39 protein-coding genes are annotated in these 25561 nt (G+C 51.7%); 5 read left to right on the top strand and 34 right to left on the bottom strand.

What is annotated here, in order from left to right; genetic code table 11:
• Positions 1–12: 12 nt before the first annotated feature.
• The 20 genes from traU to traM form a co-directional block, all read right to left on the bottom strand.
• The gene (gene traU, locus ABLV30_RS13585) at positions 13–972 is read right to left on the bottom strand and encodes a conjugal transfer pilus assembly protein TraU (RefSeq protein WP_168712236.1); all 960 of its coding nucleotides are present in this window, start codon (positions 970–972) and stop codon (positions 13–15) included.
• A 43-nt stretch (positions 973–1015) separates the two neighbouring features.
• A complete protein-coding gene (gene traW, locus ABLV30_RS13580; protein ID WP_064169680.1) occupies positions 1016–1642 on the bottom strand; it encodes a type-F conjugative transfer system protein TraW in 627 nt (208 codons plus the stop codon).
• The gene (trbI, locus tag ABLV30_RS13575; protein WP_020326931.1) at positions 1642–2031 is read right to left on the bottom strand and encodes a type-F conjugative transfer system protein TrbI; all 390 of its coding nucleotides are present in this window, start codon (positions 2029–2031) and stop codon (positions 1642–1644) included. Before trbI ends, traW begins: the two co-directional genes overlap by 1 nt.
• Complete coding sequence (traC, locus tag ABLV30_RS13570; RefSeq protein WP_049155532.1) at positions 2031–4670, bottom strand: type IV secretion system protein TraC; 2640 nt, start codon at positions 4668–4670, stop codon at positions 2031–2033. Before traC ends, trbI begins: the two co-directional genes overlap by 1 nt.
• 71 nt (positions 4671–4741) lie before the next feature.
• Positions 4742–5140 carry a hypothetical protein gene (locus ABLV30_RS13565; RefSeq protein ID WP_072158599.1) on the bottom strand — a complete coding sequence of 133 codons (399 nt, stop codon included), beginning with the start codon at positions 5138–5140 and terminating at the stop codon, positions 4742–4744.
• A 7-nt stretch (positions 5141–5147) separates the two neighbouring features.
• Positions 5148–5438: a hypothetical protein gene (locus ABLV30_RS13560; protein ID WP_285925584.1), complete on the bottom strand. Its 291-nt coding sequence runs from the start codon at positions 5436–5438 to the stop codon at positions 5148–5150.
• On the bottom strand, positions 5435–5839 hold the full coding sequence (locus ABLV30_RS13555; RefSeq protein WP_023292152.1) for a hypothetical protein: 405 nt from the start codon (positions 5837–5839) through the stop codon (positions 5435–5437). Before ABLV30_RS13555 ends, ABLV30_RS13560 begins: the two co-directional genes overlap by 4 nt.
• 44 nt (positions 5840–5883) lie before the next feature.
• Entirely contained in the window at positions 5884–6222 is a 339-nt protein-coding gene (locus ABLV30_RS13550) for a hypothetical protein (protein ID WP_268100514.1), read from the bottom strand.
• A complete protein-coding gene (locus ABLV30_RS13545) occupies positions 6223–6441 on the bottom strand; it encodes a hypothetical protein (RefSeq protein WP_004171484.1) in 219 nt (72 codons plus the stop codon). It lies immediately after the preceding gene.
• 23 nt (positions 6442–6464) lie between these two features.
• The gene (locus tag ABLV30_RS13540) at positions 6465–6755 is read right to left on the bottom strand and encodes a hypothetical protein (protein ID WP_064144762.1); all 291 of its coding nucleotides are present in this window, start codon (positions 6753–6755) and stop codon (positions 6465–6467) included.
• A 4-nt stretch (positions 6756–6759) separates the two neighbouring features.
• On the bottom strand, positions 6760–7170 hold the full coding sequence (locus tag ABLV30_RS13535; RefSeq protein WP_064144761.1) for a hypothetical protein: 411 nt from the start codon (positions 7168–7170) through the stop codon (positions 6760–6762).
• Between the two features lie 131 nt (positions 7171–7301).
• The gene (traV, locus tag ABLV30_RS13530; protein WP_114501461.1) at positions 7302–7871 is read right to left on the bottom strand and encodes a type IV conjugative transfer system lipoprotein TraV; all 570 of its coding nucleotides are present in this window, start codon (positions 7869–7871) and stop codon (positions 7302–7304) included.
• 200 nt (positions 7872–8071) lie between these two features.
• Complete coding sequence (gene traB / locus ABLV30_RS13525; protein ID WP_196565421.1) at positions 8072–9496, bottom strand: F-type conjugal transfer pilus assembly protein TraB; 1425 nt, start codon at positions 9494–9496, stop codon at positions 8072–8074.
• A complete protein-coding gene (gene traK / locus ABLV30_RS13520) occupies positions 9496–10236 on the bottom strand; it encodes a type-F conjugative transfer system secretin TraK (RefSeq protein ID WP_155005787.1) in 741 nt (246 codons plus the stop codon). Before traK ends, traB begins: the two co-directional genes overlap by 1 nt.
• Complete coding sequence (gene traE, locus ABLV30_RS13515; RefSeq protein WP_020316627.1) at positions 10223–10789, bottom strand: type IV conjugative transfer system protein TraE; 567 nt, start codon at positions 10787–10789, stop codon at positions 10223–10225. The genes traK and traE overlap by 14 nt, the downstream gene beginning before the upstream one ends.
• Before the next feature lie 19 nt (positions 10790–10808).
• Complete coding sequence (traL, locus tag ABLV30_RS13510; RefSeq protein ID WP_004178059.1) at positions 10809–11114, bottom strand: type IV conjugative transfer system protein TraL; 306 nt, start codon at positions 11112–11114, stop codon at positions 10809–10811.
• Between the two features lie 13 nt (positions 11115–11127).
• Positions 11128–11496: a type IV conjugative transfer system pilin TraA gene (gene traA / locus ABLV30_RS13505; protein WP_020316649.1), complete on the bottom strand. Its 369-nt coding sequence runs from the start codon at positions 11494–11496 to the stop codon at positions 11128–11130.
• Positions 11497–11563: 67 nt separating this feature from the next.
• Entirely contained in the window at positions 11564–11764 is a 201-nt protein-coding gene (locus ABLV30_RS13500; RefSeq protein WP_048289787.1) for a TraY domain-containing protein, read from the bottom strand.
• 85 nt (positions 11765–11849) lie between these two features.
• Positions 11850–12551, bottom strand: coding sequence for a hypothetical protein (locus tag ABLV30_RS13495; protein ID WP_224396655.1), 702 nt, complete (start codon positions 12549–12551; stop codon positions 11850–11852).
• Positions 12552–12789: 238 nt separating this feature from the next.
• The gene (gene traM, locus ABLV30_RS13490) at positions 12790–13182 is read right to left on the bottom strand and encodes a conjugal transfer relaxosome DNA-binding protein TraM (protein WP_020805752.1); all 393 of its coding nucleotides are present in this window, start codon (positions 13180–13182) and stop codon (positions 12790–12792) included.
• Between the two features lie 502 nt (positions 13183–13684).
• On the opposite strand from traM, the gene ABLV30_RS13485 reads away from it, so the two are divergent.
• The gene (locus tag ABLV30_RS13485) at positions 13685–14092 is read left to right on the top strand and encodes a transglycosylase SLT domain-containing protein (protein WP_224396658.1); all 408 of its coding nucleotides are present in this window, start codon (positions 13685–13687) and stop codon (positions 14090–14092) included.
• A 37-nt stretch (positions 14093–14129) separates the two neighbouring features.
• On the opposite strand, the gene ABLV30_RS13480 is transcribed toward ABLV30_RS13485, so the two are convergent.
• The 14 genes from ABLV30_RS13480 to ABLV30_RS13415 form a co-directional block, all read right to left on the bottom strand.
• Complete coding sequence (locus ABLV30_RS13480; protein WP_082226180.1) at positions 14130–14660, bottom strand: antirestriction protein; 531 nt, start codon at positions 14658–14660, stop codon at positions 14130–14132.
• 624 nt (positions 14661–15284) lie between these two features.
• Positions 15285–16118, bottom strand: coding sequence for an N-6 DNA methylase (locus tag ABLV30_RS13475; protein ID WP_135708110.1), 834 nt, complete (start codon positions 16116–16118; stop codon positions 15285–15287).
• 46 nt (positions 16119–16164) lie between these two features.
• The gene (locus tag ABLV30_RS13470) at positions 16165–16395 is read right to left on the bottom strand and encodes a hypothetical protein (protein WP_065905248.1); all 231 of its coding nucleotides are present in this window, start codon (positions 16393–16395) and stop codon (positions 16165–16167) included.
• Positions 16396–16483: 88 nt separating this feature from the next.
• The gene (locus ABLV30_RS13465; protein ID WP_023292162.1) at positions 16484–16831 is read right to left on the bottom strand and encodes a hypothetical protein; all 348 of its coding nucleotides are present in this window, start codon (positions 16829–16831) and stop codon (positions 16484–16486) included.
• Positions 16832–16896: 65 nt separating this feature from the next.
• On the bottom strand, positions 16897–17277 hold the full coding sequence (locus ABLV30_RS13460; RefSeq protein ID WP_065905249.1) for a hypothetical protein: 381 nt from the start codon (positions 17275–17277) through the stop codon (positions 16897–16899).
• 814 nt (positions 17278–18091) lie between these two features.
• On the bottom strand, positions 18092–18508 hold the full coding sequence (locus ABLV30_RS13455; protein WP_049010942.1) for a helix-turn-helix domain-containing protein: 417 nt from the start codon (positions 18506–18508) through the stop codon (positions 18092–18094).
• Entirely contained in the window at positions 18505–18816 is a 312-nt protein-coding gene (locus ABLV30_RS13450) for a type II toxin-antitoxin system HigB family toxin (RefSeq protein ID WP_065905253.1), read from the bottom strand. Before ABLV30_RS13450 ends, ABLV30_RS13455 begins: the two co-directional genes overlap by 4 nt.
• Before the next feature lie 106 nt (positions 18817–18922).
• Positions 18923–19147, bottom strand: a complete 225-nt coding sequence (locus ABLV30_RS13445) for a hypothetical protein (protein ID WP_049157091.1) — start codon at positions 19145–19147, stop codon at positions 18923–18925.
• Between the two features lie 10 nt (positions 19148–19157).
• The gene (locus tag ABLV30_RS13440; RefSeq protein WP_065905255.1) at positions 19158–19370 is read right to left on the bottom strand and encodes a hypothetical protein; all 213 of its coding nucleotides are present in this window, start codon (positions 19368–19370) and stop codon (positions 19158–19160) included.
• Between the two features lie 60 nt (positions 19371–19430).
• On the bottom strand, positions 19431–19760 hold the full coding sequence (locus ABLV30_RS13435) for a hypothetical protein (protein WP_074439645.1): 330 nt from the start codon (positions 19758–19760) through the stop codon (positions 19431–19433).
• Between the two features lie 663 nt (positions 19761–20423).
• Positions 20424–20744, bottom strand: a complete 321-nt coding sequence (locus ABLV30_RS13430) for a hypothetical protein (RefSeq protein ID WP_032426243.1) — start codon at positions 20742–20744, stop codon at positions 20424–20426.
• Positions 20745–20778: 34 nt separating this feature from the next.
• Positions 20779–21033 (bottom strand): DNA polymerase III subunit theta, encoded by a 255-nt coding sequence (locus ABLV30_RS13425; protein WP_004206775.1) that lies wholly within the window; start codon positions 21031–21033, stop codon positions 20779–20781.
• A gap of 236 nt (positions 21034–21269) precedes the next feature.
• Positions 21270–21695, bottom strand: coding sequence for an antirestriction protein (locus ABLV30_RS13420; RefSeq protein ID WP_004206777.1), 426 nt, complete (start codon positions 21693–21695; stop codon positions 21270–21272).
• Between the two features lie 520 nt (positions 21696–22215).
• Positions 22216–22446, bottom strand: a complete 231-nt coding sequence (locus ABLV30_RS13415; RefSeq protein ID WP_004206779.1) for a hypothetical protein — start codon at positions 22444–22446, stop codon at positions 22216–22218.
• Positions 22447–22660: 214 nt separating this feature from the next.
• Here ABLV30_RS13415 and umuD point away from each other — a divergent pair, with 214 nt between their 5' ends.
• The 4 genes from umuD to ABLV30_RS13395 all read left to right on the top strand — a co-directional run bounded on the left by umuD (position 22661) and on the right by ABLV30_RS13395 (position 25046).
• Positions 22661–23086 (top strand): translesion error-prone DNA polymerase V autoproteolytic subunit, encoded by a 426-nt coding sequence (gene umuD / locus ABLV30_RS13410; RefSeq protein WP_009309980.1) that lies wholly within the window; start codon positions 22661–22663, stop codon positions 23084–23086.
• On the top strand, positions 23086–24357 hold the full coding sequence (locus ABLV30_RS13405) for a Y-family DNA polymerase (RefSeq protein WP_004206782.1): 1272 nt from the start codon (positions 23086–23088) through the stop codon (positions 24355–24357). Before umuD ends, ABLV30_RS13405 begins: the two co-directional genes overlap by 1 nt.
• Positions 24358–24435: 78 nt before the next feature.
• A complete protein-coding gene (locus tag ABLV30_RS13400; protein ID WP_004206783.1) occupies positions 24436–24687 on the top strand; it encodes a plasmid stabilization protein in 252 nt (83 codons plus the stop codon).
• 53 nt (positions 24688–24740) lie between these two features.
• The gene (locus tag ABLV30_RS13395; protein ID WP_016156495.1) at positions 24741–25046 is read left to right on the top strand and encodes a hypothetical protein; all 306 of its coding nucleotides are present in this window, start codon (positions 24741–24743) and stop codon (positions 25044–25046) included.
• The last annotated feature ends 515 nt before the right edge of the window (positions 25047–25561 follow it).

The raw sequence follows: 25561 nt of genomic DNA, 5'->3' as shown, positions 1-25561 counted from the left end.
GAGAGACTCCTGTCAGAGAAAGACACAATTGCGTTTACGCCACATCAGATAGCCGTAGTTCTTGCGGGTGTTGGGTGGATTTTTGCCGGCCTCCCAGCGCATCACGCTGCGTCCAAGCGGATGGCACTGACCACTGTCCGGGTACATGTTCACCATCTGATAGCGCCAGCGTTCTTTCGGGATGATCGGGGAGGGATATTCGTAACAAACCGCCTTGTCCTTCCCGATGCTCTCCATAATTTGTCCCTGCCGGTGGAGCTTGAAGGCCATACGCTCACTGACCAGTACCGACGACTGCAGCGGGCTGGACTCATTACTGACCTGGCCGTTAAACGGGTAAAGTGAGCCGTGACTTCCACCACACCAGAAGAGCACATCCAGCGGCATATGGAATGCACTGGCCAGCGCATCCGCTGCGCAGGCGCCCTGCGCGATGGGGTTGGCAAACAGGATGGCTTCCGGATTCAGGATGGTGGTGAGGCTGCTGTCCACCCAGGTCGGGTCAATCTCGGACAGATAGGCAATATCCATGTCGCCGCCTTCCAGACAGCCTGCGGAGGTGATGATGTTCAGCCAATAGGTTAGCGGGTACTTGTACCAGTGAACGTGATAGAAGGCGCCGTTCACCTGCTTGTCATCCTTTCTCGCGGTCCCCATGCCGGTCTTGCCGAGATTGATACTGAAGCCCCCCAGATTGACCATACAGCCTGGCGAACGGCTGACGTCCGTCATGGCCATCGGCTCCCAGTACCCGATGGCCAGGCCGGGGCGAACAAAAAGCGGTGGCGGCGCCGGACACAGCTGCAGGGGACTGCCGGGATTGCTGGTATCAGGCAGGTCGCCTTTACCAACCTGCACGCTGCCGAGCGACAGAGGGAAGATGCAGCGCCAGCACACATCGGTGATCGGGTTAACAAACCGGCCCTCACAGGAGGGGTCAGCAGCCGCACTGAGGCTGTACCCCCACAACATCAGGGCACTCAGGAAAAGCGTCAGGGTTTTCACAGAAACATCCTTATTTTACAGGGAAGGTCTCAATATTCAGCCGTTCACCGGAGGGCGCCGGCGTGATCCGCGCCGGGACCGCCGTCAGGCCAAATCGCTTGCTCAGTACGCCGTTCTGGTCGAAATAGATCCGGCTGTCCAGCGCTGCGGAGGTGTCCGGGATACTGCCACGCACCAGGATAATTTTGCTCATCAGGGTTTCCGACACCTGACGCTTCATCCAGGCCAGCTGGTCGGCATCGTCACCATTGATGAAGTACAGGGTCTGGACAAACGGTACGGTTTTAAGCGGGTTCACCACATCGCCCTTGCGGGCAAACACCCGCCCCTCATTGTCCTTCAGGTCTTCGGTCAGGCGGATGCTGGGATCAAACCAGCGCTGCTCGTATTTCTCCGCACGCTTAATGCCTTCCACCGGCGCCGGACGCTGACTGTTCTCGATAACCCGCTGCTTAAACGCATCCATCGTCTGGTCCCACTGGCCAGAGGATTGCAGCGACTGCAGACGCTGCGTGATGAGCTGCAGCATGTCCTGCTCCCGGACGGGCCATAAATCCCCCCAGGTACCGAGATCAGCCGCCTGAGTCAGCGGCGATAGCAGACAGGCGGCGAGCAGACAGCCTTTCAGTCGTAACATTACTGTTCTCCTTTCATCCGGCGGGCAATGTCGTGCTGGATGTTGCGGGTCACATCGGGCGCGCCCTGAACCACGGCAGGTGAAACCAGAATGACCACATGATGCTGCTGCTGATACTCCGCCAGACTCTTCTCCAGCGCGTCGTTAAACCGATCAGAGAGCGCTTTTGACTGCGCCTCTGTCAGCTGCTTCTGACTGACACTGTCCATAAAGCTGTCGAGCGTCTTCTTCATATCAAAAGCCACCACCCGCGGCGTGGAGTACTCCAGAACCACGCGCGAGAGAAACGCGCTGGTTGCCAGGGCGAAAAGCACGAGAGCAACGATGACCGATATACGGCGAAAGGGATGAGAGGTCGTACTGACTGGCTGTTCGGTGTTGTTTTTCATCACTGTTTATCCTCCATGTCATTCACCGGTATTCGGGATTCAAGCTCAGCCATTTCTTCTTTAAAGTTGTGGCACGCCAGTCCGTACACCGCATCGTGGATATCGACCCCCTCCTGCCGGCGCGCTTTCATGTACTCAAAATCCGGGCCTTTTGAGGAGTACATCGCCCGGCTGAGCGGGTCGACGAACAGGCGGTGCCAGGAGCAGTTCGCTTCCACCTGCAGCATAAAAGAGGAGAACCACTGCTCTTTGGCCGAGCCGAAGCCGTTAATCATGTCTTTCTCCAGCTTGCTGAACTGATCCGGGTACAGCTGGTTATACTTGGCAAACTCTTTGGCTGACTGCTTCAGAATGGCCTTGTACGATGAGTTCCCCCATGCAGCGCGTGCAGCGCTCGATGCGGTCGGGGAGTCGAAGTCCACGATATTTTGCGTGATGGTGATATAGGCCCCTGTGTGCCGGCGCGCCGTCCGGTAGCCCTTCTCGATAAAGGTCCCGACCTTCTCGTTTTTGAAGTCCAGCAGTCGCCAGCCTTCATCGATAACGTTAAGTTTTTTCAGACTGCGGGGAGACTGGTACATCCGGTTCTCGATATAGATGATGAGCGAGAACATCACCGCGACCAGCAGGGACTGGCGCGACTCCAGCCCGCCCAGTTCAAGAACCACCATCCGGGCATCGTCGTGCAGGGACGGCTCATCGGAGTTGAAGTATTCCCCGTACAGCCCGTTCACGGTGTACTGGTCGAGCAGGATGATCATGTCATCAAGACGGCTGCGCACTCCCGGGGAGTCGGCGTATTCCTCACTGTCTTTCTCGCTCTGGAGGAAGGCCACCACATCATCAATACGCGCCTTGTTGCGCTTACTCAGCCAGGCCGCCCGGACCGCCTGCAGAAGCAGACCTTCATGGACTTCATCCAGGTTGCCGTTCGGACTGGCCATCACCGACATCTGGTCGCGGATACGCTCGGCGGACAGGTCAAAGTTAGCGTCGTCGAGAATATTGGCGAACGGATTAAACTTCAGCGAGTCGCCGTCGAGATACACGCCACCCATGTTTTCACACAGGGACTTGTAGCCGTCGCCCATGTCGAACACCCAGGCAAACCCGCCGGAGTCGAGCACGCTGCGAATGAGGGGCTGAATCAGACCGGTTTTGCCCGCCCCGGAGGTGCCGCAGACCGCCATGTTGAAATTGGTATTGTTCATTCCCTCGTAGAACAGGTCGATGAACGCCAGCTGGTTACGGTAGGTGGGGGCCAGGAGTCCCGCCGGCGCCAGCGGACTGTCAGCGACGATCGGCAGTAGGTTAGCCACCTGGAACGTCTCCGCCCGCTTCACCACGCCTGCTGCCTGCAGCTCTTTGAACAGGCCTTCGCCGCATTTGAACGGCATCATGGCCAGAAAATTACGCAGGTGATGGTAGCGGGCCGGGATAAGCTGGAAGCCACCCTTACGGTAACTGTTGAGCACCTGCTGCTCGGTAGCGAGAGAGGCCTCTGCGTTATCGGCGGTATACGTGGTGATGTTAAAGAAGTAGGACACCAGAGAGGTCTGGTTGGTCGCCAGTCGCTGGCGGATATCGCCCCACTCCTGCATTTCCTTTATCACGTTCGGAAAGTACTTCGCGTAGGAGGTTTTGCTTTTCTTCTCCACGTCCATGAATTTCAGGTTGGCTTCGTTCTGGGTCTTCACCTGGTCCTCCACCATCAGCGTCAGCGTGATGACAAAGGGGCAGGAGATGGAGAGCTCCGGGTTCAGCAGGTTGGCGTAGTTGTCCGCAGCGGTCCAGAGGAAGGCGATTTCCGGGTCACACTCCAGGTGGTAGTTCGTCACCCGGGTCACGCACTCTTTCCCGTCCCGCCCCAGGCGGCCAATTTTCAGATGACCGGCAGTGACCTGCATATCAAAGCTGTCATCCACGCACTGGTAGTTCAGATCCTGATACGGGTCCAGCTTGTACGGCACCCGGTACATCTCATGCGGATCCGGGTTAATCAGCTCCCGCATCAGTTCGACCATCCCGGCCGCATCGAGGATACGCGTCGGGATGTAAGCCCCGCCGAGCGATGCCCGTAACACTTTAATCTGATTCTCCAGCTCCACAATTTGCGTGGTGGAGTTCTTCTTCCGGGGCACGCAGCAGGAGATGTACACGCGGTAGTTACGCAGCGTCAGGGGCAAATCCAGATTGTCCGGCAGGGGAAATTGTGTTTCCGCCGCCCGGAGATAGTAGGCGCGGGTGATGGCGTTAAACTTTTTAGCCTGTTTACCGCTCCAGCGGAATTCACGCAGACCGTAGTCGATGTCATTGCCGACCAGTTTGCTGGAGACCAGATGAAAACTGACCGGGACGCCCCGGGGAAGTTTGCTGCGCAGTAAATGCTCCAGTGTGGCGACGATACTTTTATCCGCACCGGGTAAAGGACGCGCCTCAAACATAAAACCGACGGTTTTGTTATTAATAAACAGACCGGTCGCGGAATCATAATCCTTATAGGGCAGAATACGGCTGAACTGGGGGAAATTCATGCTGCCCAGCGTGTCATTGGCTTTCGCGGATTCGTCGGGCAGCTTCAGTGCTGATACCAGTGAATTCACAGCCTGGGTGACAGTATCGATGATGTTATTACTCATGCGGGCGTTCCTTTAAGAGCATTTCAAAATAACAAGGGTAATAAATGGCAAGAAGAATATTCACAGCCGCACTAGAAACTCCTTCTTATAATGGAAAGCACTGGAATAAAAAACAATAAACACATGGAGGCAATAATCTGACCCATAAAGATCGCATCCAACAACATCGCCCCTTGCCACAAACAAATAAGCAGAGTGATAAATAACAAAACCACATGAAAGAAAACAATCAGGAACAGAAGGTTCGCTGAGAACTCCCCATCACTAATTTCCACCTCCAGGCAGAAAAAATAAAAGACACACAGACTACAGATAATATAGAGGCCTTCATGTCGAATACCCTGAAGGAAATCAGGAGAAAACTCTCCTGCCAGTCCATTGTAAGTCAGCCTGGCTCCCAGATAGATGAGCCAGTAGACTGGAGGGATAAACAAAAACCCATACTTTCTAAAAAACAGCATCATATCCATCCCCTGATTATTTGCTCATAGCGTTCAGTGCGTTAAGTTGTTTATGTTTCTCGTTACATTTAGCGGCAATTTTCTTCGCATCGCGAAGGGTTAATGGTCCCGGGCTATTACGGAGTGCCGTTCGAAAATCCTCACCGACACAGGGTATTTCATGAGAAATCATTAATAACTGTTCTTCAGTCGCTGTACCGTTATCTCTGTAATCATCGTAAACAAGATACAGCAGACCACCCAAAAAAAAGAGTGGAAAGGCCCAGTTAACAATGTTTTTAACCGCGCTCGCGACGTTTACTTTCATTTTTTATTCGCCTGGTATAATTCCCACTGATGGATATACGCATAATACCGCTCACCTGGCACATTAATGATGATGCCATCACAGTCCAGTTTATTAACAGGGCTGGTAAAAGCGCCTGTCGGTATGTTTACTTCAAGTGTCTTGCAGTCGTTTTTCCAGTGTCTACCTGCTTCAAGTTCATCCATCGAAAATGAGTGAATGGAGATAACGAACATCCCGCAAAACCCAACCACCGCTATAAGCGCACAGTATATGAATGTATCGCCTCTGTTAACTCGAAGATTGAATTTTTCAGGGATGGCAACCATTGCCAGCGCACCGACCACACCAATAACAAAAAGAATCAGGCATATACCGTTAAGCCATGCAACGTTATGTCCAAGTATATAGTACGCTTTCACTTTCTTATTCCTTATGCTGCATACTTTCAAATAACGTGAGATTGTTAATACTGACCATCGGTCTTACTATTCACCTGCCCCATCCGATCAAAGGAATAAATCAAGACATAAAACATATAAAAGATCACTGTGGCTGTAAAAAATCCCGTTATTACTGACAGCGTCAAATCAGGAGAACCGACCCACATGTTTTTATCCATGAATACCATGAAAGAAAATAAAGCACTGAGACCTGTAAGCCCAAACAACATTAAAATATAGGCAAGCGCATCTTTTATAAAAACACCCATAATTACATAGCCGTAACCACAGATAATGATTGCCATTGCAAAAAACAGTCGTACATAACCATCACTATCAAAACTTAACAGAGACTCAGCCATTTACCCACCCTCACTCAATGTTTCCATCACGCTGTTCAAAGGCTCGCGTGTTTTAATTTCAATGCACTCTCCTGTATTACTTCCGTAACCTCTGCCTCCACGTGCTTCGAGTACCCGTAGCATTTTTATGCAGACATCTGTATTAGGCATGGGAGTAATATCCCAGATTCCACCACCACTACTCGGCGTCATCAGCACCAGAAAAATAAAGGCATGCATACTTTATTGCCTCTGTTTATATATTAACGAATGAATATTTCTTTCATTGCCTCTGCGAGAGTTGTTTGCTTATCGCCACTTATCGCTCTGTCATAATCAGCCTTGCTGACATTTTCAATAACATCACCACACTGAAGTCGATTTTGCGCAGGAGAGAAAAACCCTTTATCAATATTGGTCTCAAGCAACCGGCAGTCATTTTTCCAGTGATGAGAAAGAGCTTCGGGCACTGTATTACTGTCAGTAGAAAACAGCAGGACATAACCTGCCAATAAAAATACCAGCATCATCGTCCATTTGAATAATTCATCCATAACGTTACTTACCTTCCGTACTGAGTTTATTAATCTCTGCCTTATCCCTGTATCTCACATCCATATACCGTGTTACGCCATCCGGGCAAGACCAGGCATCTTTTGCTTTAGCCAGAAACCCTGCCTGCTGCGCTTCAAATGCGGAGATTCTGCAGTTTTTCAGCGTATAGATGACATCCTGTTTTCTGGTTTGAATCTGTTTGTATGTTGACTCAGGCTCAAGAAAGCCAAAAACTGCTGTAATCGCGACGACAATACACATTTTCAGAATGATTGACTTACCCCACCAGGACACAAACAACCTCTGCAAAAAGAAAGACATTACTACGGCAGAACCAACAATCAGCATCAACATAAAAATATATGACGAATCTTCGCGTAAAAGCAGCCATAGATATTTCATTGAGTCAGTCATTTTTCAAATCCTTTCATTCTTCGTTATCGACGTTCATTTCACACGCTACCGCCCATCCCTTTCAACGCAGAGGGCACTCGTTTTAATTCAGAAATGAGAACTTCCTGCAGCGCCAGTAATGGCGCTGTGAATCAATTAAGGCGAGGTTGTCCCCACGCCGATGGTGTCACGACAAAAAGAACCGTTGCTGGCTGGTGATATACATCATCTGAGTCCACATACGGCGCTATCCACAATGACGTTGTCTCCTCCCCTTTTCTTAATGGCCGGGGATAGTTACCAGGAGCCGTCCCCGGTGATGTAAAAGTTGATACACTCACCGGCCGAACAGCTGGCGCTACAGCCACGGGCCGATATACCGGCGTACTGACTATTCTGTTATTCGTCAGCAATCCTGACGTTACTGTATTAGTCGGTGCCGTTGTCGTTGCTCCGGGATGCATTAAATTTGGCTGTGGCGGCAACGGGTACGAGTTAACTGACGTTGTTCTGAAATTACCCTCAGCCAGTTGTGGCAACCCGGCCGCAGCCGGCTTTGCATCACTGCGTTCCTCTTTCAGCTTCGCTTTTTCATTTGCCTGCTCCATCGTCATACAGGTATCCGACGTCGTGGCATTACATTGGAATTCGGTCTCTGTGCCCGCACACCCGGTTAAGAGCAAAGCGCTGCCCAGAGGAATTAACAGCATTAACTCCTTCATATATTCACCCGTACTTAGTTAATTTCTGAAAATTAATTTCCAGCCACTGTTCCTGAATACAGCCTCAGCAACACTACTTTTCCTTAATACAGCCTCAGTAACACTATTAGCAGCCCCTACAAGCTCCTCATAAAGTTTGGGGTCTTAATAATTTGCAGATTGAGGTACAGGCTTAGGCTCCTTTTTCTCCGGCTTCCTGTTCATTCCGCATTTCCCCCCTGCTGCGCTGCGCCCGGAGAGAACTCACGCGGATCAAGTTTGCCCAGCTTCTTCAGCATCTCGTCAGTATTGAATCCGTTCATACCGCCGCCTGACTGATGATGTGCATCAGCCTGCGGTGCCGGCTCCGCCTCCTGATTCTGAGCCTGCTGTTGCCCGTTCTTTTCCGCTTCCAGCTCTTCAATCGTTTTCAGCTGGAATCCATCCTGGAACACGACGGTCACTTCGTTGCCCGCACCGATCGGGATAACTGGGTGATACTGCTCAGAACGTTTAATGTAGTATTCACTCAGCGATGAACCACCTTTGGACGCTCCGCCGCCAATCCCCATTTTGAGTACATCAGCTGCGCCGACAGTTGCCGTGGCGCCCAGCCCCACAGCCGGCTGAGAAGCACGTTCTATTCCCTGACCAATCCCGTCAACAAAACCGGCCCCCCATGCCCAGCCAAGGATTTTTCCGTTACGCATCACCACCTCTCCTTTCACGCCGTTCTTGCCCATGAATGAGACGTGGCCGTTAATGGGCTGATCGATGGTTTTATCACCTTTGATACAGCTGATATTGCGGGTCCGGACAATGGCGCGCTCACTCGATACGTCGCCCCAGGCTTCAAGCCCCACAAAACACCCTGTCAGGTCGTAGGTTTTGCTGTTTGGCATTTCCACGCGACCGGTGATACGCAGCTGCATCGGTACAGTGGATTCATTCCCGGTAACAGACGCGTTGGCATCTGCCCCCTCGATAAGCATGCTTTTTGCAAAGCTCCCCGACGGAATGTACGGCAATGACTTCGCTTTCTTTCCTTTGTCATAACTGAACGTCTTACGCTGTATCTGGTTTGGTACCGGCACAGACTGGTAGCTGACCTGCGGCGGCGGTGTCATACCATTCCCCGGATAGAATGCCGTCGGAGGCGGTACCGCGGCGCCGGTCTGCGGCGGATAACTGGCTGGCTGCGGCTCACCTTCCGGACCGGGCGGCGGTGACGGAGGGGTCGGCGCGGGCTCGCCACCAGAGACAGCCGGTTTCACGCCCAGCGCCTTCAGCTGATTCTGCATGGCTTCATTGTCACTGCTGAGCTTGTCGATACGTATCTGGTCAGCGGTTCGCGCCTTACTCAGCAGGTCCACTTCCCCCTGCAGGGAGTCAAAACGCTTGTTGAGATCAGCGGCAGTCGCCTGCATTTCAGTGGTCGCGTGCTGCTCCACCTTACTGTTGAAGCTGCTGTCGACCACCCCGGTCATATCCGGTGCGGGTTCGCCCTGAGCCGGGGCTTCCTCATCAGAGCTCATGTTCAGATCTGAAAGATACAGCCCGCCTCCGACGGCTGCCGCGCCGCCCGCCAGAATGAGTCCCAGCCAGATATATTGCTTACGTTTGATCAGCGTGTTGAAGTTGGCCATCAGCGCTTCACTCCTTCATCTGACGTCGTGACCCAGATCTGCATGCGACCACCGGCAGTCAGCAGGCCCGCCGGGGTACTGAACATGACGGCACGTGTTCCGGGCTGCCAGAAATCGCTTTCACGCACCATACGGGGCGACAGGGAGACGTTATTCAGACTGTAACGGACGACTTTCAGGTGGTGGCCGACCCAGACCCTGTCGGCAGTGGCGCGCAGACCAGACGTTACCTGCAGCACTTCAGAGGTGACGGGGACAGACTGATACTCATCGGGTACGCTGCCCTGTCGCACGGCGCGATTCAGCGAAACCAGTAACGATTCATAGGGGTTCGACTCTTCCCAGGCTTTTGCCGGACCGGGTGTCCCCGCCAGCTCGCTGACCAGCTGAATTGTCCGGCCTGAGCCCGCACGGGGCACGGCACGAATGGAGAAGTTCAGCCCGCGTTCGGTTTCCACAATGAAGGTGAATGGTTTTTTACTGACGGTCGCCAGAATGGCACCGCCGCTGTCGGTCTGCTCCTGGTTTGTCAGGCCACCGTCCAGGCTGTTTATCGCCGTGATGCGATCGCCAGGTACTGTGAACAGATTCGGGTCGGTGTTACTCACGGCAATATTGGCCTGACCGCCATTGGTCAGGGGGACCACTGTCGGCGCCAGCGTACCGCTGAGGGTCGCGGACATCGCGGGGGCGGCCAACAGCAGACAGCCTGAAATAAATAACGGGTTAATTTTTTTCATTATTTATTTCTCCAAAACGCGCCAGCCAGCTGACACCATCGACACGACTGAACTGAATGACATAGCTTTTAATTTCACTGTAGGGTTTGGAATCCCCAATCCACGTTTTCAGCTCCCCCCGGATATCCACGCGGTTCTCTGCCGGCCAGGCACGGATCGACGTCATATAAAAGGTGGCATTAACGTTATTGTCTTTAATGCGTTTCGCATCTTCAGCCAGCTGGACCTTGAGGCTGTTCTGCGAGGCGGGTAATACATACCGGAGAAGCTGCTGATGCTGGGCATCAACCGTTTCCGGGGTGACATTCAGACGCAGGGCAATAAAGGACAGGCCCAGCTGCTCAATATAAGAGGCATCGGCCTGGTTCTGAGACACCGCAAAGGGGGCACTGAATAACATCGGTGTCACCGCCACTTTCTGTTCTGTCTGAAGACGGTAATTATTTATGCCCTGGATAATATTGGTCGCAAGACTGAGGGTCAGGAGTGTCCCCAGACTGATAAATCCCACTGCGATAACGCGGGTGGTATTTTGTCTGGCACCATGTTCCATATGTTATTTCCCCGTTGATTTATTTAATCCACTGCCGGAAACAGGAGTCCGGAACATCATGAAAGAAACCTTTAAGAAGGGAGGTTGGCAGATACCAGTAAATCAGGTCGCGTAGCCAGGAGCTGCCCCGCCCTTTTTTCAGTTTCTTGATACCCCAGAAAACCAGTGCCGCTGCAGCCATACCAAAAATGAACTTGCTGGTCCAGAAACCCCAGCCGAGACAAATCACGGCCGGGATAAGTTCATCGAGATATAAGCCAAACCAGCGGGACTGGTTAGTCAGTGTTTCCGGGAAACGGTATCGCTTTAATTCGTCTCCCGTCATCACGTGTTTCCTGTCAGTAACCGGCGACCGACATACCGATGGTGATAAAGGTGGAAATAATCGCGAAGCCGAACAGGAACTTCACGTTTTTGGTCATCATGTACATGATGCCGCCGGCGACGACTTCTGCCAGAACCACCCATTTGACGACGCTGGAAGACTTACCAAACGTGCCTTTAACGGTCGCATCCCCGGACTTCATCAGGTCGGTTGCCGTGGTGGTGGCCATCGCAGCATCCGGGAAGAACGCCGCCACAGCAGCAACCGGCAGCGCAACTTTAGCGACTTTCAGGGCTTTCTTTTTATTGAAAACGCGAGACAGAAAAGACGGTTTGGTTTCTTCAGAGACAGCAGTACCCTGAACACTTAATACAGCATTCATATTTATTTCCTTTAAAGAGAATGTATACGTTAGTAGAAAATCACATCTAAACCTGATTTTTATATCTTTACCTTCCTTCCTCCTCGCTCTGTTCAGAAAAAATATAATTGGGGAAGCGTCTTAGATGATCTTTAAGTCGCATCGCCACTTCCGTTGACTTCGTTCTGCCACTACGGTTCTTTGCGCTAACTAAAAGTGCATGAGTGTCGTCATCAAGGTAAACGGAAACAATATTCTTATTTCCAGTGTTGGTATAACGCTTTGACACACAACTTCTCCGATTCGAGACCTTATAGACAAATCATTACACAGAAAGGCACAGGAAATAAAGGGGCTAAATATCCCCAATTTATTTAACACTTCATTAACATTATATATTCGTAAACATTCTCAATGAAAAAATATATTTTCCTGGTCTTGTAACAATCCGATATAAATGAGCTAAAAGAAGGATAGATCTCCAGTACTTTCTCTTTCGAACGATCGATTCTTTTTTTCACAATTTTTTCAGACACACAGATATAACTTGATATATCCAAATAGCTAAAGCCAAGAACATAAAATGAAAGAGGAATTATATTCAAATCACTTATCTTTGAAATAGCCTCATCAAAATATGAATTACCTTTTGATTTGATAACCTCCATTTTCCGGCTGGGTAATGGAACCGTTATCAGAAGATTTATTTGCCAAAAAAAATAAAAATCATCATCCAAAAGACTGATACACTCAATCCGAATTTGAAAATTCGATTTTCCACACGAAAAAATTTTACTTAAAACACAGCCTTTACCTAGCACCATGCAATCAAGTTCTAATTGGGAAAACATCAACTCCAATTCATAAAACGTTCCAGAAAAACTACCTGCTACACATTCTGTTTTAAAAAAGTCATACATTTGTTCAAATGATGTGTTGGAATATAGTACATCACGTTGTTGATTTCTTACGCAAACAGAGACAGGTGAGATGTTATACAACCCCTTTATGTGAAGAAGAGCATCCCTAACCGATTGACTTAAGCTGTCATCACTACTACGATCCATCGCACACATAGGTTCCTCCTTAGAAGGTTTCTATGGATAGTTGGTGTAGAGAGGGTTCGACTCTCTACACCAATGATTCTCAAATTTTCAATTACACCTAAATTATAAATCCCATTGAAAATGGATGTCATCTGATTAGCTTAGATCATTCTTCCAAATATTCACCAATAAGAAGAACAATAATTCATTCTACAATAAATAAGCCAGCCCAACCAATGATTACATTTATATTACGTAAAATCTTACGCTATTCATCCTCAATCTCACTTTCATTCGGAAAGAACTTCTCCATCACCGCACTAACATCGTCCCGTATGTTCTCTATTAACCCTGACCATTCCCACTTTGGATTGCCATTAACATGAGGACTTAGACACTCGATCCCCAGCACCTTATTTACAGTAAACTGAGTTTTAACCATGCTTTCTAGCAGTGCTCTATTGAATGCCATCTGATTAAATCCGGATTCTTTACGTTCCATCTGGGCTTCATAGACACGCAAACCAAGCTCAAGCAACATAGATGCAATACTTGAATAGCTTATATCTTTCTCTTTCGCACCTTCAGCACGACGCTGAACTGCTATCGCATTAATTTTTTCAGCAACATTGTCATTTACATAAACCTGGATCTTAGCCATAGTCCCTCACAATTATAATCTCGTATAATCCATAAAACCCTAAGAGCTAAAACTACGCATGTTGCGCGATTCACAATTAGAGTCACTATGATAGAAATGAAGATTCACTTCACGAATCACTATCCTTTTAGCCACGAATCTAATATAGATTCATGGCACTTGTAAATAAATGTTTTACAAAAAATAGTCTCTACTGAATCTCATGCAATTCGTTAGTGAATCTATATAGATTCATAGCCGATTCGCATTAACACATTAAATAAATGTACTGCACATTATTTATTTCATAACTCACTGTTTCCAAATAGCAATCTGCAAAATTTTAATTTTGCGTAGTGTGTGGTGATTTTGTGGTGAGGAGTGCATATCTGTTGAGTCTGGTTCTGGTCTGGGTTAACGTATTTGCGGGAACCGACCCGGAGGGAGTCTTTTGAGAAAACAACTGGTATTAGCTACCCTGCTTTTAATTTCCACGCCTGCCTGGTCTGCGGATTGTTTTGATATGGCAGGACGGGACTATCGAATAGATCCCGATCTACTGCGGGCTATTTCATGGCAGGAGTCTAAATGGAAGGTGAATGCCATTGGGAAAAACCCGGGATCTGGCTACGGTGCCGGACTGATGCAGATCGACTCGCAACACCAGGGTGAACTGTCGCAGTACGGTATTAAACCGGGACACCTTCTGACTGATGCCTGTCTGAATATTTACACCGGTGCTTATTATCTGGCACTGGCTTTTAAAAAATGGGGAGTCAGCTGGGAGGCAGTCGGCGCCTACAACGCCGGGTTCCGGAGATCGGACAGGCAGGCCATACGACGACTGGAGTACGCCAGGAAGATTGAGGCCATCTACCTGGCTATCAAGAGAAATAAAAATGCCGGCCAGTCATCTTTAACAAAAAACTGAAGACCTCATTCATGAGGTCTTCAGAACAGGGAAGTGATTAATCAATTGCCCGCCATATTAAATGCCGTTCGGGATGCTGAATAATGCTGATATAATCCTTCAGTGCATCCTGCCGTGAAACCAGACGCCTGCAGATCTGGTCATATTGCGGCCCCATTTCAGCCACGTGCCAGGACAGCCTGTTCATAATCATCAGCGTGGCAATAATGCCTGCTGCATCGGCGCTGACCTCACCTTCGAAATAATTTCCCGGGATGCACATCCTGTAACGCTGATCACCTTCTGGTGCGATATATCCGGTCTGCGTGGTAATGAACTGGATGCTGTTGGGTGCAATATTCCCGCCAACACCCTGTGGAATAACCCAGTAAGACCAGGAACCACCGTCGTATTCAGAATGCTGGCGTAACCAGCTCGCGGCCATATTATCGGCTAACGGCGTAAAAAAGAGGTCCGGGATAAAATCCAGGCGAGCTTTACCATTGGTTACGGCACAGCGCAGATATTTGTCTGTTTTAAACTGTTCGTCTGATTCACGAGTGGCGGTGTTGACTTTCATTGTGCGCATACTGATTTTCTCCTTCGCGGTTTATTAAAACGTTCGACTTCATCACTGAGCGGCGAAGGGCAATTTGCAGCCGACGGGGAGAAAATAAAGGGGCGCCTGGCGTTCATATACCCCTTTATTTTCGCCACGGCTGATGCTAAAAGCAGCCCTCCGCGAAAGATGAAGTCGGGCGATATCGAGCAGGAGTGAGAATGCGCACAACCCTGAACGTCAATCCGGTGTTTATCGGATTCACGTTCAGGCCCTGGAGTGGCGGGTATTTATCGCCACGGTGAGAGCGGCGCATCCTGATAAGGATGCAGCAAGCGAGATTTTGAATTTGCGTCAGGATGGAAGCCCGACAGGGCAGAGACAGCTTGCTGGCTCTGTTCACGACAGCCGTGTCCCGACAGGGACGACGCCCGGGTCAGAATTTATTTAATCTTTCATCAGAGATAAATAGCGGAAGAGATACACAGCAGAATATCGGAAGCGATGTAACAGGGATGAATAAAGAATATTGATGAGATAATACCGCGCCGGAGTAATACGGGCGGCGCGTAGCGCAGCCGGTATTATTCAGCGCCACAGGCGCTGCGGCCTTTTAGCGCAGTCGGGCAGGTTATCCCCTGCCCTTCCGGTTATTTACGCGGCCTCCTGTATTCCGCGCATGAAGTCCCGCATAGCCCTGAACCGGCGCAGATCTGCCAGTCGTTTTTCAAAATCATTGAGGTAGTAAACCGGGGTATACCTCACCCGCCGGAACTGCATCGTGAGCGTGTTGCCCGTCACCACTTCCGCCGCTATCCCCAGCAGTGACAGCTGGATGAATGCCATATCTGCCGCCACCGGATCGATGTCAATGCAGCTGCCGAACATGTGCATGGAGGGGTTAATATCCGCTTCAAGCAGGCACTCTGCACAGGCGATCAGCATCCCTGCGGCCCCACACGCCGGATCGCTGACGGTGGCAATGCCTTCCCGGCGGATAGTGTCTCTGACGCCTGGCATCAGCATTCGCGCCATCAGACACTGCACCGAATACGGCGTAAAATACTGCCCGCGAAAGTTATCGCCCAGCTCAAGCCCCATAAAAATCGCGCCGAGGAAATCATGAAATTTCGCCTCCAGCGCACACACCATCAGGCAGAACATTTCCTGCATGTTCGCGATGTCGGTGGCCTCGTACCGGGCGCAGATTTTCCGGCAGTGCTCCATGCTCTCCGGTGTTCGTATCCGGGCCATATCCAGCTCACTGGCGGCGAGTGACAGAAAATCACTGAACACTTCCCAGCGCCCCATATGGCGCCCCGTGTCTTTAAATACGCTGATAAACCGGCTTCGGCTGTACTGCGCGCTCATCATACGATGAACCGCAGGCACCTGTTCCGCGATCTGCTGCTCTGCCTGAATAACAGGGCTGTTATCCGCGGTTTCTCTGGCCAGATTGAACACATCGGCAAAATTCATCTGTGACATAGCATTATCTCCGCTGTTGCCGCTCCCGAAGGAGCGGCTCACCTTGTCAGTTACATGCGCGTTTGAGTTCAAGCGTGCGGAGCACCTGTCCGAAGGCGGTGTTGTTCATCGCGGGGATATGGACACCACGCCCCTTGCGAACGCTCCGGGCAATATGCCGTCCGAAAGCCTTCAGCGCCGGGTCAATCTCCTGTGCGGCGATATCATCACGCAGGTTGCGCTGATGACGGCGGGGCTTTACAGCCTCAGTGGAAGGTGAAACAATGGATACGTTCATTTTGAACTCCTGGGTTTATTTGAACAGCCGTAAAAATCGTTCCAGCGACTTTTACGGCGTGGATAAAGCAGGGTTTTCCCTGCTTTTTTCATTTCCGGAACAGGTTAAATTCCTCCTTAATGCGCGTTGTAATCTGCGCATGGCTCAGGTTGCACACATCCCGCAGCCGGAAATATCTGGCTCCGTAGCGGGCATATATCTCTGTCACGTCACCGCAGACCATCTCCTGCAGCATGAACGTTTCCCACTCGCCGTTCTCACTTGTTGACCAGTTGAGCGGATACATCAGGCCCAGCGCGTCATGGAACGTGTGAACGTCGATTTCTGAGGGGGCTTTAACCGCTGCTTTCTGCCGGCTCAGCCAGTATTCGCGCTCTGATTCTGCTGTAGCCAGCATTCCTGGATGGGCTGAGGATTCGGTCAGGTGTAAGTTCATACGTCTCTCCTTATGTGGATCACCGGCGGCCCCCGGACCGCCAGATGTTGGGAAAAAAAGCAGACTCATGGCATATGGCGTTCAGCGCGCATTGAGTCAGCAATGTATTTGCGTGCGTCATTCCACACTTCCTTACCGGTATCACCAAAAAGAAGCTCAACGATTTTCCGGGACTGAAGCCACGGTTGAGCAACGCCGAAATGCACCTGCAGAACGTCCGCGTGCCAGTCAACCACTCCCGCCCCCAGGACGTTATCAGCCATACGCATCAACGTTCCCCACACCAGTTCACTTCTTTCGCTTTCTCTCAGACGCTTGTTTTTAAGCTCTACCAGATGCAGCAGAAGACTTTTTTGCTCGCTAATCGCGTTGGCCAGAAGGTTTTCAACCCATCTTTCGGTAGATTCTTTGGTGGCGGTTTTGACGTTGACGTTCTGTGTGTTCATTCTGCTTTTCCTCTGGTCTGGTGGTTAATCCATCTCTCGGTGAGTTCCCTGGCGGCAAAGGGCAAAGGAGCAACGGCGGGGCGGAAGGAGAAGGGCGCCGCCAAAAGTTTTTGCGGTCCCTGGCAAAAAGTTTTGGCGGCGTTCATTTTACCCTTCGGATGACGACACGACGGTGCTACGACCAGCCCTCCGCCGGGGAACGGACGAGGGATGACTCACCAGTGGAAGGGATGAGAATGAACACACCCGACACGACGGAACGGCGTGGCGCCATCAGAGTGCCGGCAGGTGTATCGCCGGCACGGTGAAAGCGGCGCGGCCGGAACGGTCGCAGCAAGCGCTGCCGTTGACCTCAGACATCAGACACTAGCCGACAGGCCCGAAACCGCCTGGCGGGTTCGGCGGAGCTTACCGCGTCTTTTCGCGGTTAGCGGAGTGTGGCTCGACGACTGGACAGCGCAGCTGGCCAGGAGCCGAAGGTGTCCAGTATAGGTGTGCTTTTAAAGCCTTTAAGAGTTAAAAAGAGGAATCACAGCAGGGAGAAGAAGAGGAAGCAGACAGACAGCAGGCAGCAAACAGGGAAGACGCGGAAAGGAAATGCGGGCGGCGCGTCAGCGCGGCCCGGTTTTCCCGGCGCCGCAGGCGCGCGGCCTTTATGCCCGTCTCGCAGGCAGGATGAGAGGTTTAAGACAGCTACTGTGCGATCGCAGCGTTTCATTCCCTGCATTAAACTCTCGCCATGCAGTCATGCCTTCCAGCAGTTCACTAAATACGTCTCGCTCTTTCATCTGTGCCCTCTTCGCCTGCTCCGGTATCAGTCAACAAACATCGAGACCGGGATTTGAAATCGATTTGCCAGCGCCCGCATGTGATCGAGGGTCAGACTACGTTCACCACTGAGGATCCGGCTGACGAGCGATTTTTTGCCTATCTCGTTTTCAAAATCGGACTGTGAAAGCCCGTGTTGCTGCATGAGAACCCGCAGCAACGAAACACCGTTCTTGCCTGCTTCGATGCGCGTATTAAATTCTTCAAATTCCACCGCGTTATCTTCCCAGGCATCAATGCGGGCAGTCAGCATATCAACCAGCGGGCTGTCCGGGTCATGTTCCAGAAGATATTCAACGAGTTTAAGTGCCTCTTCGTAATCTTTGCGGGACGAGCTGCCACCCAGCAGAGGGACAATACTGGCCAGGTCATTCGCCGCTTTAATGGCATCGCTAAAAATCATTCTTTGTGCTCCCGATAATATTTCGTTAAGCGATCATATTCAGCATGGGTGGTGATGTGTTTGACGAATATCTTTCCGCGCTCAAAATCAGCAAAAAACATCATTCTAAGGTTATTACCACCGATATCGATAACCCACCATTTTTCCCGGTATTTCATGCGATCCAGACTGGTAAAGTATCGCTTTAGCTCATCCGGTTTTTTTGCGACAACCCGCTTTAGTACACGATAGGTGTCATCGATGGCCACTGCATCATTCGGATAGTGTCTTGCCGCCTCATCAAAAGGGGCTCGTGATATAACATGCACGCCATGCCTCCGGTTTCCATTATGGAAACATTGTACTTCACTCCACGGGAGTTGACAATATGAAAACAGGCTGACAGGCCAATTTCTTCCCCGCCAGCCATTCCGATTACCCGACGTTTACGACTTCAATGCCCAGGATCAGAGCGATGAATTCTGCTTTGTTCTGAAGCAACCAGGTGCGTGCTTCGGGTGCCTGAGCTTTGCTGATATCGATATCAAACTGATTAAGCGCTGCAGCATCGGCGTGTCCAAGTGTAATACCGCGCCACTGCATCCCTGCAAAATAGGCGTTCCCTGCCCCCTGCTGGATTTTTCCTTTCACGTGTGCCATTGCCCAGACCTCATTTCACACCCAGACGGCGGAACATATCGGCGATGATATTCCGGCGGGTATATGAGGCACCTGCGGCTTTCAGATCGGCCAGCACGTTATAGGCGAAACTGGCTTCCTTTCCGTGAAAAGCGATCACCTTTTCCGCCTTTGGTTCAAAACAGGATGGGGAAGTTTCCCGGGAGAAAGCCTCTGATGAGTGTTGATGGCCGTATACTTTCATTTTGCGTTACCTCTGGTCTTTAAGGGATGGCAGCGATACGCCGCCATCCGTGTTTATTTCTCAGCAGTCGTTTGCCGCCAGTTCACTCATCAGTACATCCCGTGTTTCCAGCGCGCGTTCCTCTTCGGCTAGCGTCAGCAGATAGCCGCGCTTTGCCGCAGCGCCCATTAACACCGGACGGTCTTTCAACGGCAGCGCATCCAGATAATCCAGCGCACCACCCAGCAGACGGGCCTGATACAGCTCGTAATGCATCCCGCAGCTCCGACCAGCCTTTTTCTCGATACGTTCCAGCACTACATCGGCGCGGATAACATCGAACGGGTTTCGGGAATGAATGTTGCGTATAAAGCCATCGGTACGCAGGACCATATTTCTACGCTCCATCATCGTTTCTCCTCTGTCTGGTTTTTTTGTCTGTTAAAACCATCACCCGTTGAGTTGCCGGGGCCGCGGTTTTGACTTTGTGCGGGGACCTGCTGAACCTGCCCCCTGGTTGTTACCTTCACCCGTTTGAGAGCCGTTCGCCGCAAGGGCAAAGACGCCACGGCCTGACGCATCTGTCCGGGGCAGGACACAAAAGTTTTTGCGGTTCCATGCAAAAAGTTTTGTGGACTGTTCATTACACCCTGGACAGCTAATGCGACAGGTTGTGGCTATGTCAGCCCGGGCGAATGGACTCAAACGGGTGATTCGGGTACCAGGGGAAAGGAGCAGGCACCCGCCGCAACGACGGAACGCGCGGGCGCGAAACGGCGTTGCCCTGCAGAGTGCCGGCAGTCCTTCGCCGGCACGGTGAAAGCGGCGCGGCCGGAACGGTCGCAGCAAGCGCTGCCGTTGACCTCAGACATCAGACACTAGCCGGCAGGCCCGAAACCGCCTGGCGGGTTCGGCGGAGCTTACCGCGTCTTTTCGCGGTTAGCGGAGTGTGGCTCGACGACTGAACCGCGCCAGCGGGTCAGGAGCCGAAGGTGGCCCCGGTGCAGATTGTGTGAAAAGAAAGTTAAACAGAGGAAGAGCTGCAGCAAGATGGAGAGTACCGGTCTGGTCAGGTCAGGACTGAGATTCGCCCTTCTCTTTTCTGTACTGAACAACGCAGTACCAGGCAGAAGCCAGGAAAGCGAAAACGGTGATCAGGGCACGAAATTCGTCACCCGGCTCTTTCCCCTTCAGCATCAGCGTTATGATGATGCCGGCAACGATAATCCACGCAATGCCACTCCAGAGGCGCAGCTTATCCGCCACGACATTAATCAGAACAAAAGCAACGGCCAGGATAGCCCCCCACAGAGCCGGAACAGGCTGAAACGGAATAAAAAACAGGTTAATGCCGGTTAAAAGCGTCACGGCAGCAAACATCAGAGACATACGCACAGATTACCCTCCCTGGACACACTGAGTAAGAAAATCAATTCTGCTGATCATCGCCCGGTTTATTATATTCGGGCGCATTTGCGCGCGGCAGCTGCTGACTGTTCAGTCGATGTACGCAGAGCCGTTCACGGAAATATTCGCGCAGGTGTTCAGGCTGTTCCCGTTCAACAAGTTCCGGCATGACGGGCTTGTTCATGCGTTCCTGCCAGGCAACAGCAGCGGCCACCTTATCGACGGCAACTTTGTCCTGCTCCTCTTTTGAAAAAGAGGCAATATTCCACTGCGACATACCCAAATTCCGCAAAAGAAGAAAGGGTACGCAGATATTACGCTCTTAATTCTTAACTGGCGACCTGTTGAGGTGAGGCCTGTACGCAGCGCCGCAGGCGTGGCGAACCGCCTCACCGGCAGGCGAAGCCTGCCAGGATTTTCGCGCGGCCGCACCGATCTGCGAAGCCGGGTAAGCTCCCCACAGATCGTGCCGTCTCAGACCTTAAACGGGACGTCGGGCGCCCCGATGTAGTATCAGTCAAGAGCCGCGTAAATAGCTGCGCATTCGTCATGAGAGTCAATGAAATCCCACAGCTGCGATTCCCGCAGCATCAGGTGGCGTGTCAGGGCAGCATCACCGCGTTCATGGTGCAGCCAGATACGGCGGTTGATCGCCAGCGCCGTAATGATAACTCCGGCCGCATCCGCGCTGACGGACCGATCAAACCAGTTATCCGGGTTAGTCAGATGGAAACGGTCACCGTCAGGCATCATGTAGCCGCCGCCCTCCGGAATTCGGATGAAATGCCAGAAGCCTCCGCAGTAATCGGTGATGTGTTTCACAGCGAGCGCATAGACCTGCATCTCTCCGGCCAGAAAATCGTTACCAAACAGATCCGGCAGGAACGAGAGACGGTCGGACTCCTCAACATTCAGCATGGTTTGACGGGCATGATACATAGCAACCTCCACAGGTTCATAAGATTGCGGCACCGGGTTGTGCCGTGCCGACACGACAGCCCGGCGGAAAGCGGAAGACGCAGGGGCGACACCGGAGGCCGCAGCGCAGATAAAGCACGAAGCTAGTCTGGACGGTTTTCGAGCGAAACCTGAGCGAGAAAACGACGGGAAGAACAGCGAGCATCATCAGTAACCTGCGACCGGGCGAGGATGGCGGCGTCAGCGAACCCTTGCATCTGCAGCGGCCGGGTAAAGTGAAGGCACAGCACTACCCGTCGCGATGCAGAGGTTGAATAAAAGGTTTGTCTAACCCGTATTTCGACCACAGGGAGAAAAGCGGAAGCAAATGTCGCAACGCGACAGACGCAGGAATCAGGCCACAGACCGGAGGGATGGGGCCGGGTGAAGCGGAGTCGGCGGCAACGACAAGCCGGTGACGTCCTTATCCGGTGTTGATGGCACGGCGCCGGTTTATCAGTTGCCCGTCACCAGGCGATCCGGGAGACCTCTCGTTCTGAGCTTACCGGCGATCTGGTTTATCACTGGCCACGGAGATACCAATATACATACCGCTTCCCCAGATAATCTGGGAGAGCACAAATATCCACTGAGGGACGTCAACAATCAACAGCGGAAGAAGAGCAACCGTCACGATTAAAATCAGGCGGCTACCGAATTGCCGGCGCACCGGTTCAGCGGCGTCAACCGGGACGCCTGCATATCGCAGAACCTGCCTTAAACCCGTATTCATAATCACTCCACTCAGAATAAATACACTGTACTTCAGTATATTACATTTTATTAGATAACGATTCTCCGGGCTGGCAGTGATCCTTCTGAAATTTCCCTGTTTTTGCAGGAACAGCAAATGGTTACAGACAACGGCAACAAGATGACTTGAAAAAAAACGGCCTCCGCAAAATAATACTGTATATATATACAGTTTCAAGCGAGGGGAAAATACGATGAAGTTCATTCCTGCAGTATCAGAAGCCAGCATAGTAAAAATTCCTTTGTTCACAGAGCGATGCCCTGCGGGTTTTCCGTCACCGGCTGCGGACTACACTGAGTCTGAACTGGATCTGAATGAGTACTGCATTCACCGGCGCCACTCCACCTATTTTGTCAGGGCGATTGGCAACTCAATGACTGATATTGGCCTCTATTCCGGCGATCTGATGGTCGTGGATAAAGCAGAACAGCCGCGGCACGGGGATATTGTTATCGCGGAAATTGAGGGTGAATTTACGGTAAAACGCCTGCTTCTGACGCCACGGCCGGCCTTGCAGGCGATGAACCCGGACTTCCCTTCCCTGTACCCGGATCCGGAAACGCTGCAAATTTTCGGTGTGGTGACGGCCTTCATTCATAAAACCCGGGGGACAGACTGATGTTCGCCCTGGCCGACGTCAACTCCTTCTACGCCAGTTGCGAGAGGGTTTTCAGGCCGGATTTGCGCGGAAAACCGGTCGTCGTTCTCAGTAACAACGATGGCTGCGTTATTGCCCGGAGTGCTGAAGCCAAACGGCTGGGTATAAAGATGGGAACCCCCTGGTTCCAGCTCAAAGAGGCGCAGTTTCCTGAAAAACTGTACGTTTTTTCCAGCAATTACGAGCTCTACGCTAGCCTGAGTAACCGCGTGGTCGCCCTGCTGGAGGAGCTGTCTCCCCGCGTCGAACAATACTCGATAGACGAATGTTTCCTGGATGCCCGGGGAATTGGCCAATGTATGGATCTGGAGGATTTTGGCAGGCAGCTGCGTGGGCACGTTCTCAGTGGAACCGGACTGACGATCGGTGTCGGCTGCGGCGCCACAAAAACACTGGCCAAATCGGCGCAGTGGGCGTCAAAGGAATGGCCACAATTCAGGGGGGTGCTGGCGCTGTCGCCCGATAATCCACGCAGGACGGCAAAATTACTCAGCCTGCAGCCGGTGGAAGAAATCTGGGGCGTGGGGAACCGGATAGCGAAAAAGCTGCACGTTATGGGGATCACCACCGCCCTGCAGCTGTCGCTGACGAACCCCGCGTTTATCCGCAAAAACTTCAACGTAGTGCTGGAGCGCACGGTACGTGAGCTGAACGGCGAGAGTTGCATTTCACTGGAGGAAGCGCCGCCGCCGAAACAGCAGATTGTCTGCAGTCGCAGCTTCGGGCAGCGGATCACCACCTATGAAGAAATGCGCCAGGCCGTCTGCCAGTACGCCGAGCGCGCAGCAGAAAAGTTGCGAGGTGAGCGGCAGTACTGCCGGCATATCAGCATCTTCATCAAAACCTCCCCTTTTGCGGTTAATGAACCGTACTACGGTAACGTGGCCACTGAGAAACTGAACACCCCTACCCGTGACACCCGGGACATTATAGCGGCAGCGGTCAGGTCTCTGGACAGGATCTGGCTCGATGGCCACCGCTACGCAAAAGCGGGGATAATGCTCAATGATTTCAGCCCGAACGGCGTTGCACAGCTGAATCTGTTCGATGACGTGCAGCCACGGCCGCACAGCGATGCGCTGATGAAGGTGCTCGACGGTATTAATCATTCCGGACTCGGGAAAGTCTGGTTTGCCGGACGGGGTATTGCGCCGGACTGGCAGATGAAACGGGAGATGCTGTCACCGGCATATACCACCCGCTGGAAGGAGCTGCCGGTTGCCCGTTTCTGACCGTTGAAATGACAGAAGGGACTTGCCGCCAGAGCTTACTTTACCGATCATACAGATGACTTGTCTCAGGGGGGAACCATGACAAACATCATTCTGTGTGATGTGACTGCCAGCGTCAGCGAACTTAAAAACGATCCGGTGGCCACCGCCAGTGCCGGCGGCGGCTACCCGGTCGCGATTATTGACCGCAACCGCCCTGTTTTTTATTGTGTGCCCGCGGCTCTGTATGAACAAATGCTCGATGCGCTGGACGAAAAAGACCTGGTGCAATTGATCACAGAACGTCAAAACCAGCCGCTGCGTGAAGTGGATCTCAATCAGTATCTGTGATGTGCTCCGGTGCGAGGAGCAAGGAATGTATTAAATCAATGTTAAGGAACAATATGGGTAGCAAAATCGCAGGTGTGGTTTTCTTATTCTTCACTGTCTGGGGAATGGCTTCAGTGATTGAATTGCAGTACTGGCGTAACGCTGATACCTATCCTGTCTGGCTGACAAAACATCTCCGGATCTCTCCCGAAAATAACGAAAAGAGCCTGATAAGGATAGGAATGGAAACCTTTGACAAGGTATGTGGTGATAACAGGGGCCTACTTGCCGTCACCCAAAAACAAAACGGTATGTTTATGCGCTGTGATGATTCCCCCGGATTTTTTTCATGGTTCAGCGGCGTTTACAAAGTCAGTTAATCAGATAACGTGTTGGACTTTCAATATGTTACCCACACGGTTATCCCCCGTTACTGTGGATAATCAATATATTGTGTCTCAGACAGCTGCTTTTTCTACCATATGTTGTGTCCCTGATATCCCCTCGGACGGCGTGACAAACGACATCACACTGGAGACGCTGATGACGGGACCATGTTCATCCAGGGTCGTAAGAACGGCCGGGACTGGTTACCGGCCGGACGAAGGACCGGCCAACGCGCAGCGGCGGCAGCTGGTTTTAAAAATGCTGGCGGAAATTTAAAATTAAGCCGCACACCCCGCGAAATTTTGGAAATTTCACTCAACATGCTTCGTTCAGATCCCAACAGAGCTTTCACCATCACCTGTAATAGCCGCCCTGCTGCGTGATTACTCCGCTCAACAGGTTGCTGGCGACAAGCCAATACCTGTTCGTGACAGGCATTGCTTAACCGTTGTCCCAAACTAATAATGTGCCGACGATGCAGGTGGGACCGTGCTCCCAGGCAGATTAC

Origin of the sequence: Klebsiella sp. CN_Kp113 (assembly GCF_040064585.1) — a bacterium.
In the GTDB taxonomy this organism is placed as follows: Bacteria; Pseudomonadota; Gammaproteobacteria; order Enterobacterales; family Enterobacteriaceae; genus Klebsiella; species Klebsiella michiganensis.
The sequence above is the reverse complement of the archived record's forward strand: the minus strand, read 5'-3'. Positions and strand labels throughout refer to the sequence as shown.

Bases quoted from the DNA above. Each gene is read 5' to 3' on its own strand.
- traU (WP_168712236.1), bottom strand. From the start codon at position 972: ATGTTGTGGGGGTACAGCCTCAGTGCGGCTGCTGACCCCTCCTGTGAG.
- traW (WP_064169680.1), bottom strand. From the start codon at position 1,642: ATGTTACGACTGAAAGGCTGTCTGCTCGCCGCCTGTCTGCTATCGCCG.
- trbI (WP_020326931.1), bottom strand. From the start codon at position 2,031: ATGAAAAACAACACCGAACAGCCAGTCAGTACGACCTCTCATCCCTTT.
- traC (WP_049155532.1), bottom strand. From the start codon at position 4,670: ATGAGTAATAACATCATCGATACTGTCACCCAGGCTGTGAATTCACTG.
- ABLV30_RS13565 (WP_072158599.1), bottom strand. From the start codon at position 5,140: ATGGATATGATGCTGTTTTTTAGAAAGTATGGGTTTTTGTTTATCCCT.
- ABLV30_RS13560 (WP_285925584.1), bottom strand. From the start codon at position 5,438: ATGAAAGTAAACGTCGCGAGCGCGGTTAAAAACATTGTTAACTGGGCC.
- ABLV30_RS13550 (WP_268100514.1), bottom strand. From the start codon at position 6,222: ATGGCTGAGTCTCTGTTAAGTTTTGATAGTGATGGTTATGTACGACTG.
- ABLV30_RS13545 (WP_004171484.1), bottom strand. From the start codon at position 6,441: ATGCATGCCTTTATTTTTCTGGTGCTGATGACGCCGAGTAGTGGTGGT.
- ABLV30_RS13540 (WP_064144762.1), bottom strand. From the start codon at position 6,755: ATGGATGAATTATTCAAATGGACGATGATGCTGGTATTTTTATTGGCA.
- ABLV30_RS13535 (WP_064144761.1), bottom strand. From the start codon at position 7,170: ATGACTGACTCAATGAAATATCTATGGCTGCTTTTACGCGAAGATTCG.
- traV (WP_114501461.1), bottom strand. From the start codon at position 7,871: ATGAAGGAGTTAATGCTGTTAATTCCTCTGGGCAGCGCTTTGCTCTTA.
- traB (WP_196565421.1), bottom strand. From the start codon at position 9,496: ATGGCCAACTTCAACACGCTGATCAAACGTAAGCAATATATCTGGCTG.
- traK (WP_155005787.1), bottom strand. From the start codon at position 10,236: ATGAAAAAAATTAACCCGTTATTTATTTCAGGCTGTCTGCTGTTGGCC.
- traE (WP_020316627.1), bottom strand. From the start codon at position 10,789: ATGGAACATGGTGCCAGACAAAATACCACCCGCGTTATCGCAGTGGGA.
- traL (WP_004178059.1), bottom strand. From the start codon at position 11,114: ATGACGGGAGACGAATTAAAGCGATACCGTTTCCCGGAAACACTGACT.
- traA (WP_020316649.1), bottom strand. From the start codon at position 11,496: ATGAATGCTGTATTAAGTGTTCAGGGTACTGCTGTCTCTGAAGAAACC.
- ABLV30_RS13495 (WP_224396655.1), bottom strand. From the start codon at position 12,551: ATGTGTGCGATGGATCGTAGTAGTGATGACAGCTTAAGTCAATCGGTT.
- traM (WP_020805752.1), bottom strand. From the start codon at position 13,182: ATGGCTAAGATCCAGGTTTATGTAAATGACAATGTTGCTGAAAAAATT.
- ABLV30_RS13485 (WP_224396658.1), top strand. From the start codon at position 13,685: ATGGCAGGACGGGACTATCGAATAGATCCCGATCTACTGCGGGCTATT.
- ABLV30_RS13480 (WP_082226180.1), bottom strand. From the start codon at position 14,660: ATGCGCACAATGAAAGTCAACACCGCCACTCGTGAATCAGACGAACAG.
- ABLV30_RS13475 (WP_135708110.1), bottom strand. From the start codon at position 16,118: ATGTCACAGATGAATTTTGCCGATGTGTTCAATCTGGCCAGAGAAACC.
- ABLV30_RS13470 (WP_065905248.1), bottom strand. From the start codon at position 16,395: ATGAACGTATCCATTGTTTCACCTTCCACTGAGGCTGTAAAGCCCCGC.
- ABLV30_RS13465 (WP_023292162.1), bottom strand. From the start codon at position 16,831: ATGAACTTACACCTGACCGAATCCTCAGCCCATCCAGGAATGCTGGCT.
- ABLV30_RS13460 (WP_065905249.1), bottom strand. From the start codon at position 17,277: ATGAACACACAGAACGTCAACGTCAAAACCGCCACCAAAGAATCTACC.
- ABLV30_RS13455 (WP_049010942.1), bottom strand. From the start codon at position 18,508: ATGATTTTTAGCGATGCCATTAAAGCGGCGAATGACCTGGCCAGTATT.
- ABLV30_RS13445 (WP_049157091.1), bottom strand. From the start codon at position 19,147: ATGGCACACGTGAAAGGAAAAATCCAGCAGGGGGCAGGGAACGCCTAT.
- ABLV30_RS13440 (WP_065905255.1), bottom strand. From the start codon at position 19,370: ATGAAAGTATACGGCCATCAACACTCATCAGAGGCTTTCTCCCGGGAA.
- ABLV30_RS13435 (WP_074439645.1), bottom strand. From the start codon at position 19,760: ATGATGGAGCGTAGAAATATGGTCCTGCGTACCGATGGCTTTATACGC.
- ABLV30_RS13425 (WP_004206775.1), bottom strand. From the start codon at position 21,033: ATGTCGCAGTGGAATATTGCCTCTTTTTCAAAAGAGGAGCAGGACAAA.
- ABLV30_RS13420 (WP_004206777.1), bottom strand. From the start codon at position 21,695: ATGTATCATGCCCGTCAAACCATGCTGAATGTTGAGGAGTCCGACCGT.
- ABLV30_RS13415 (WP_004206779.1), bottom strand. From the start codon at position 22,446: ATGAATACGGGTTTAAGGCAGGTTCTGCGATATGCAGGCGTCCCGGTT.
- umuD (WP_009309980.1), top strand. From the start codon at position 22,661: ATGAAGTTCATTCCTGCAGTATCAGAAGCCAGCATAGTAAAAATTCCT.
- ABLV30_RS13405 (WP_004206782.1), top strand. From the start codon at position 23,086: ATGTTCGCCCTGGCCGACGTCAACTCCTTCTACGCCAGTTGCGAGAGG.
- ABLV30_RS13400 (WP_004206783.1), top strand. From the start codon at position 24,436: ATGACAAACATCATTCTGTGTGATGTGACTGCCAGCGTCAGCGAACTT.
- ABLV30_RS13395 (WP_016156495.1), top strand. From the start codon at position 24,741: ATGGGTAGCAAAATCGCAGGTGTGGTTTTCTTATTCTTCACTGTCTGG.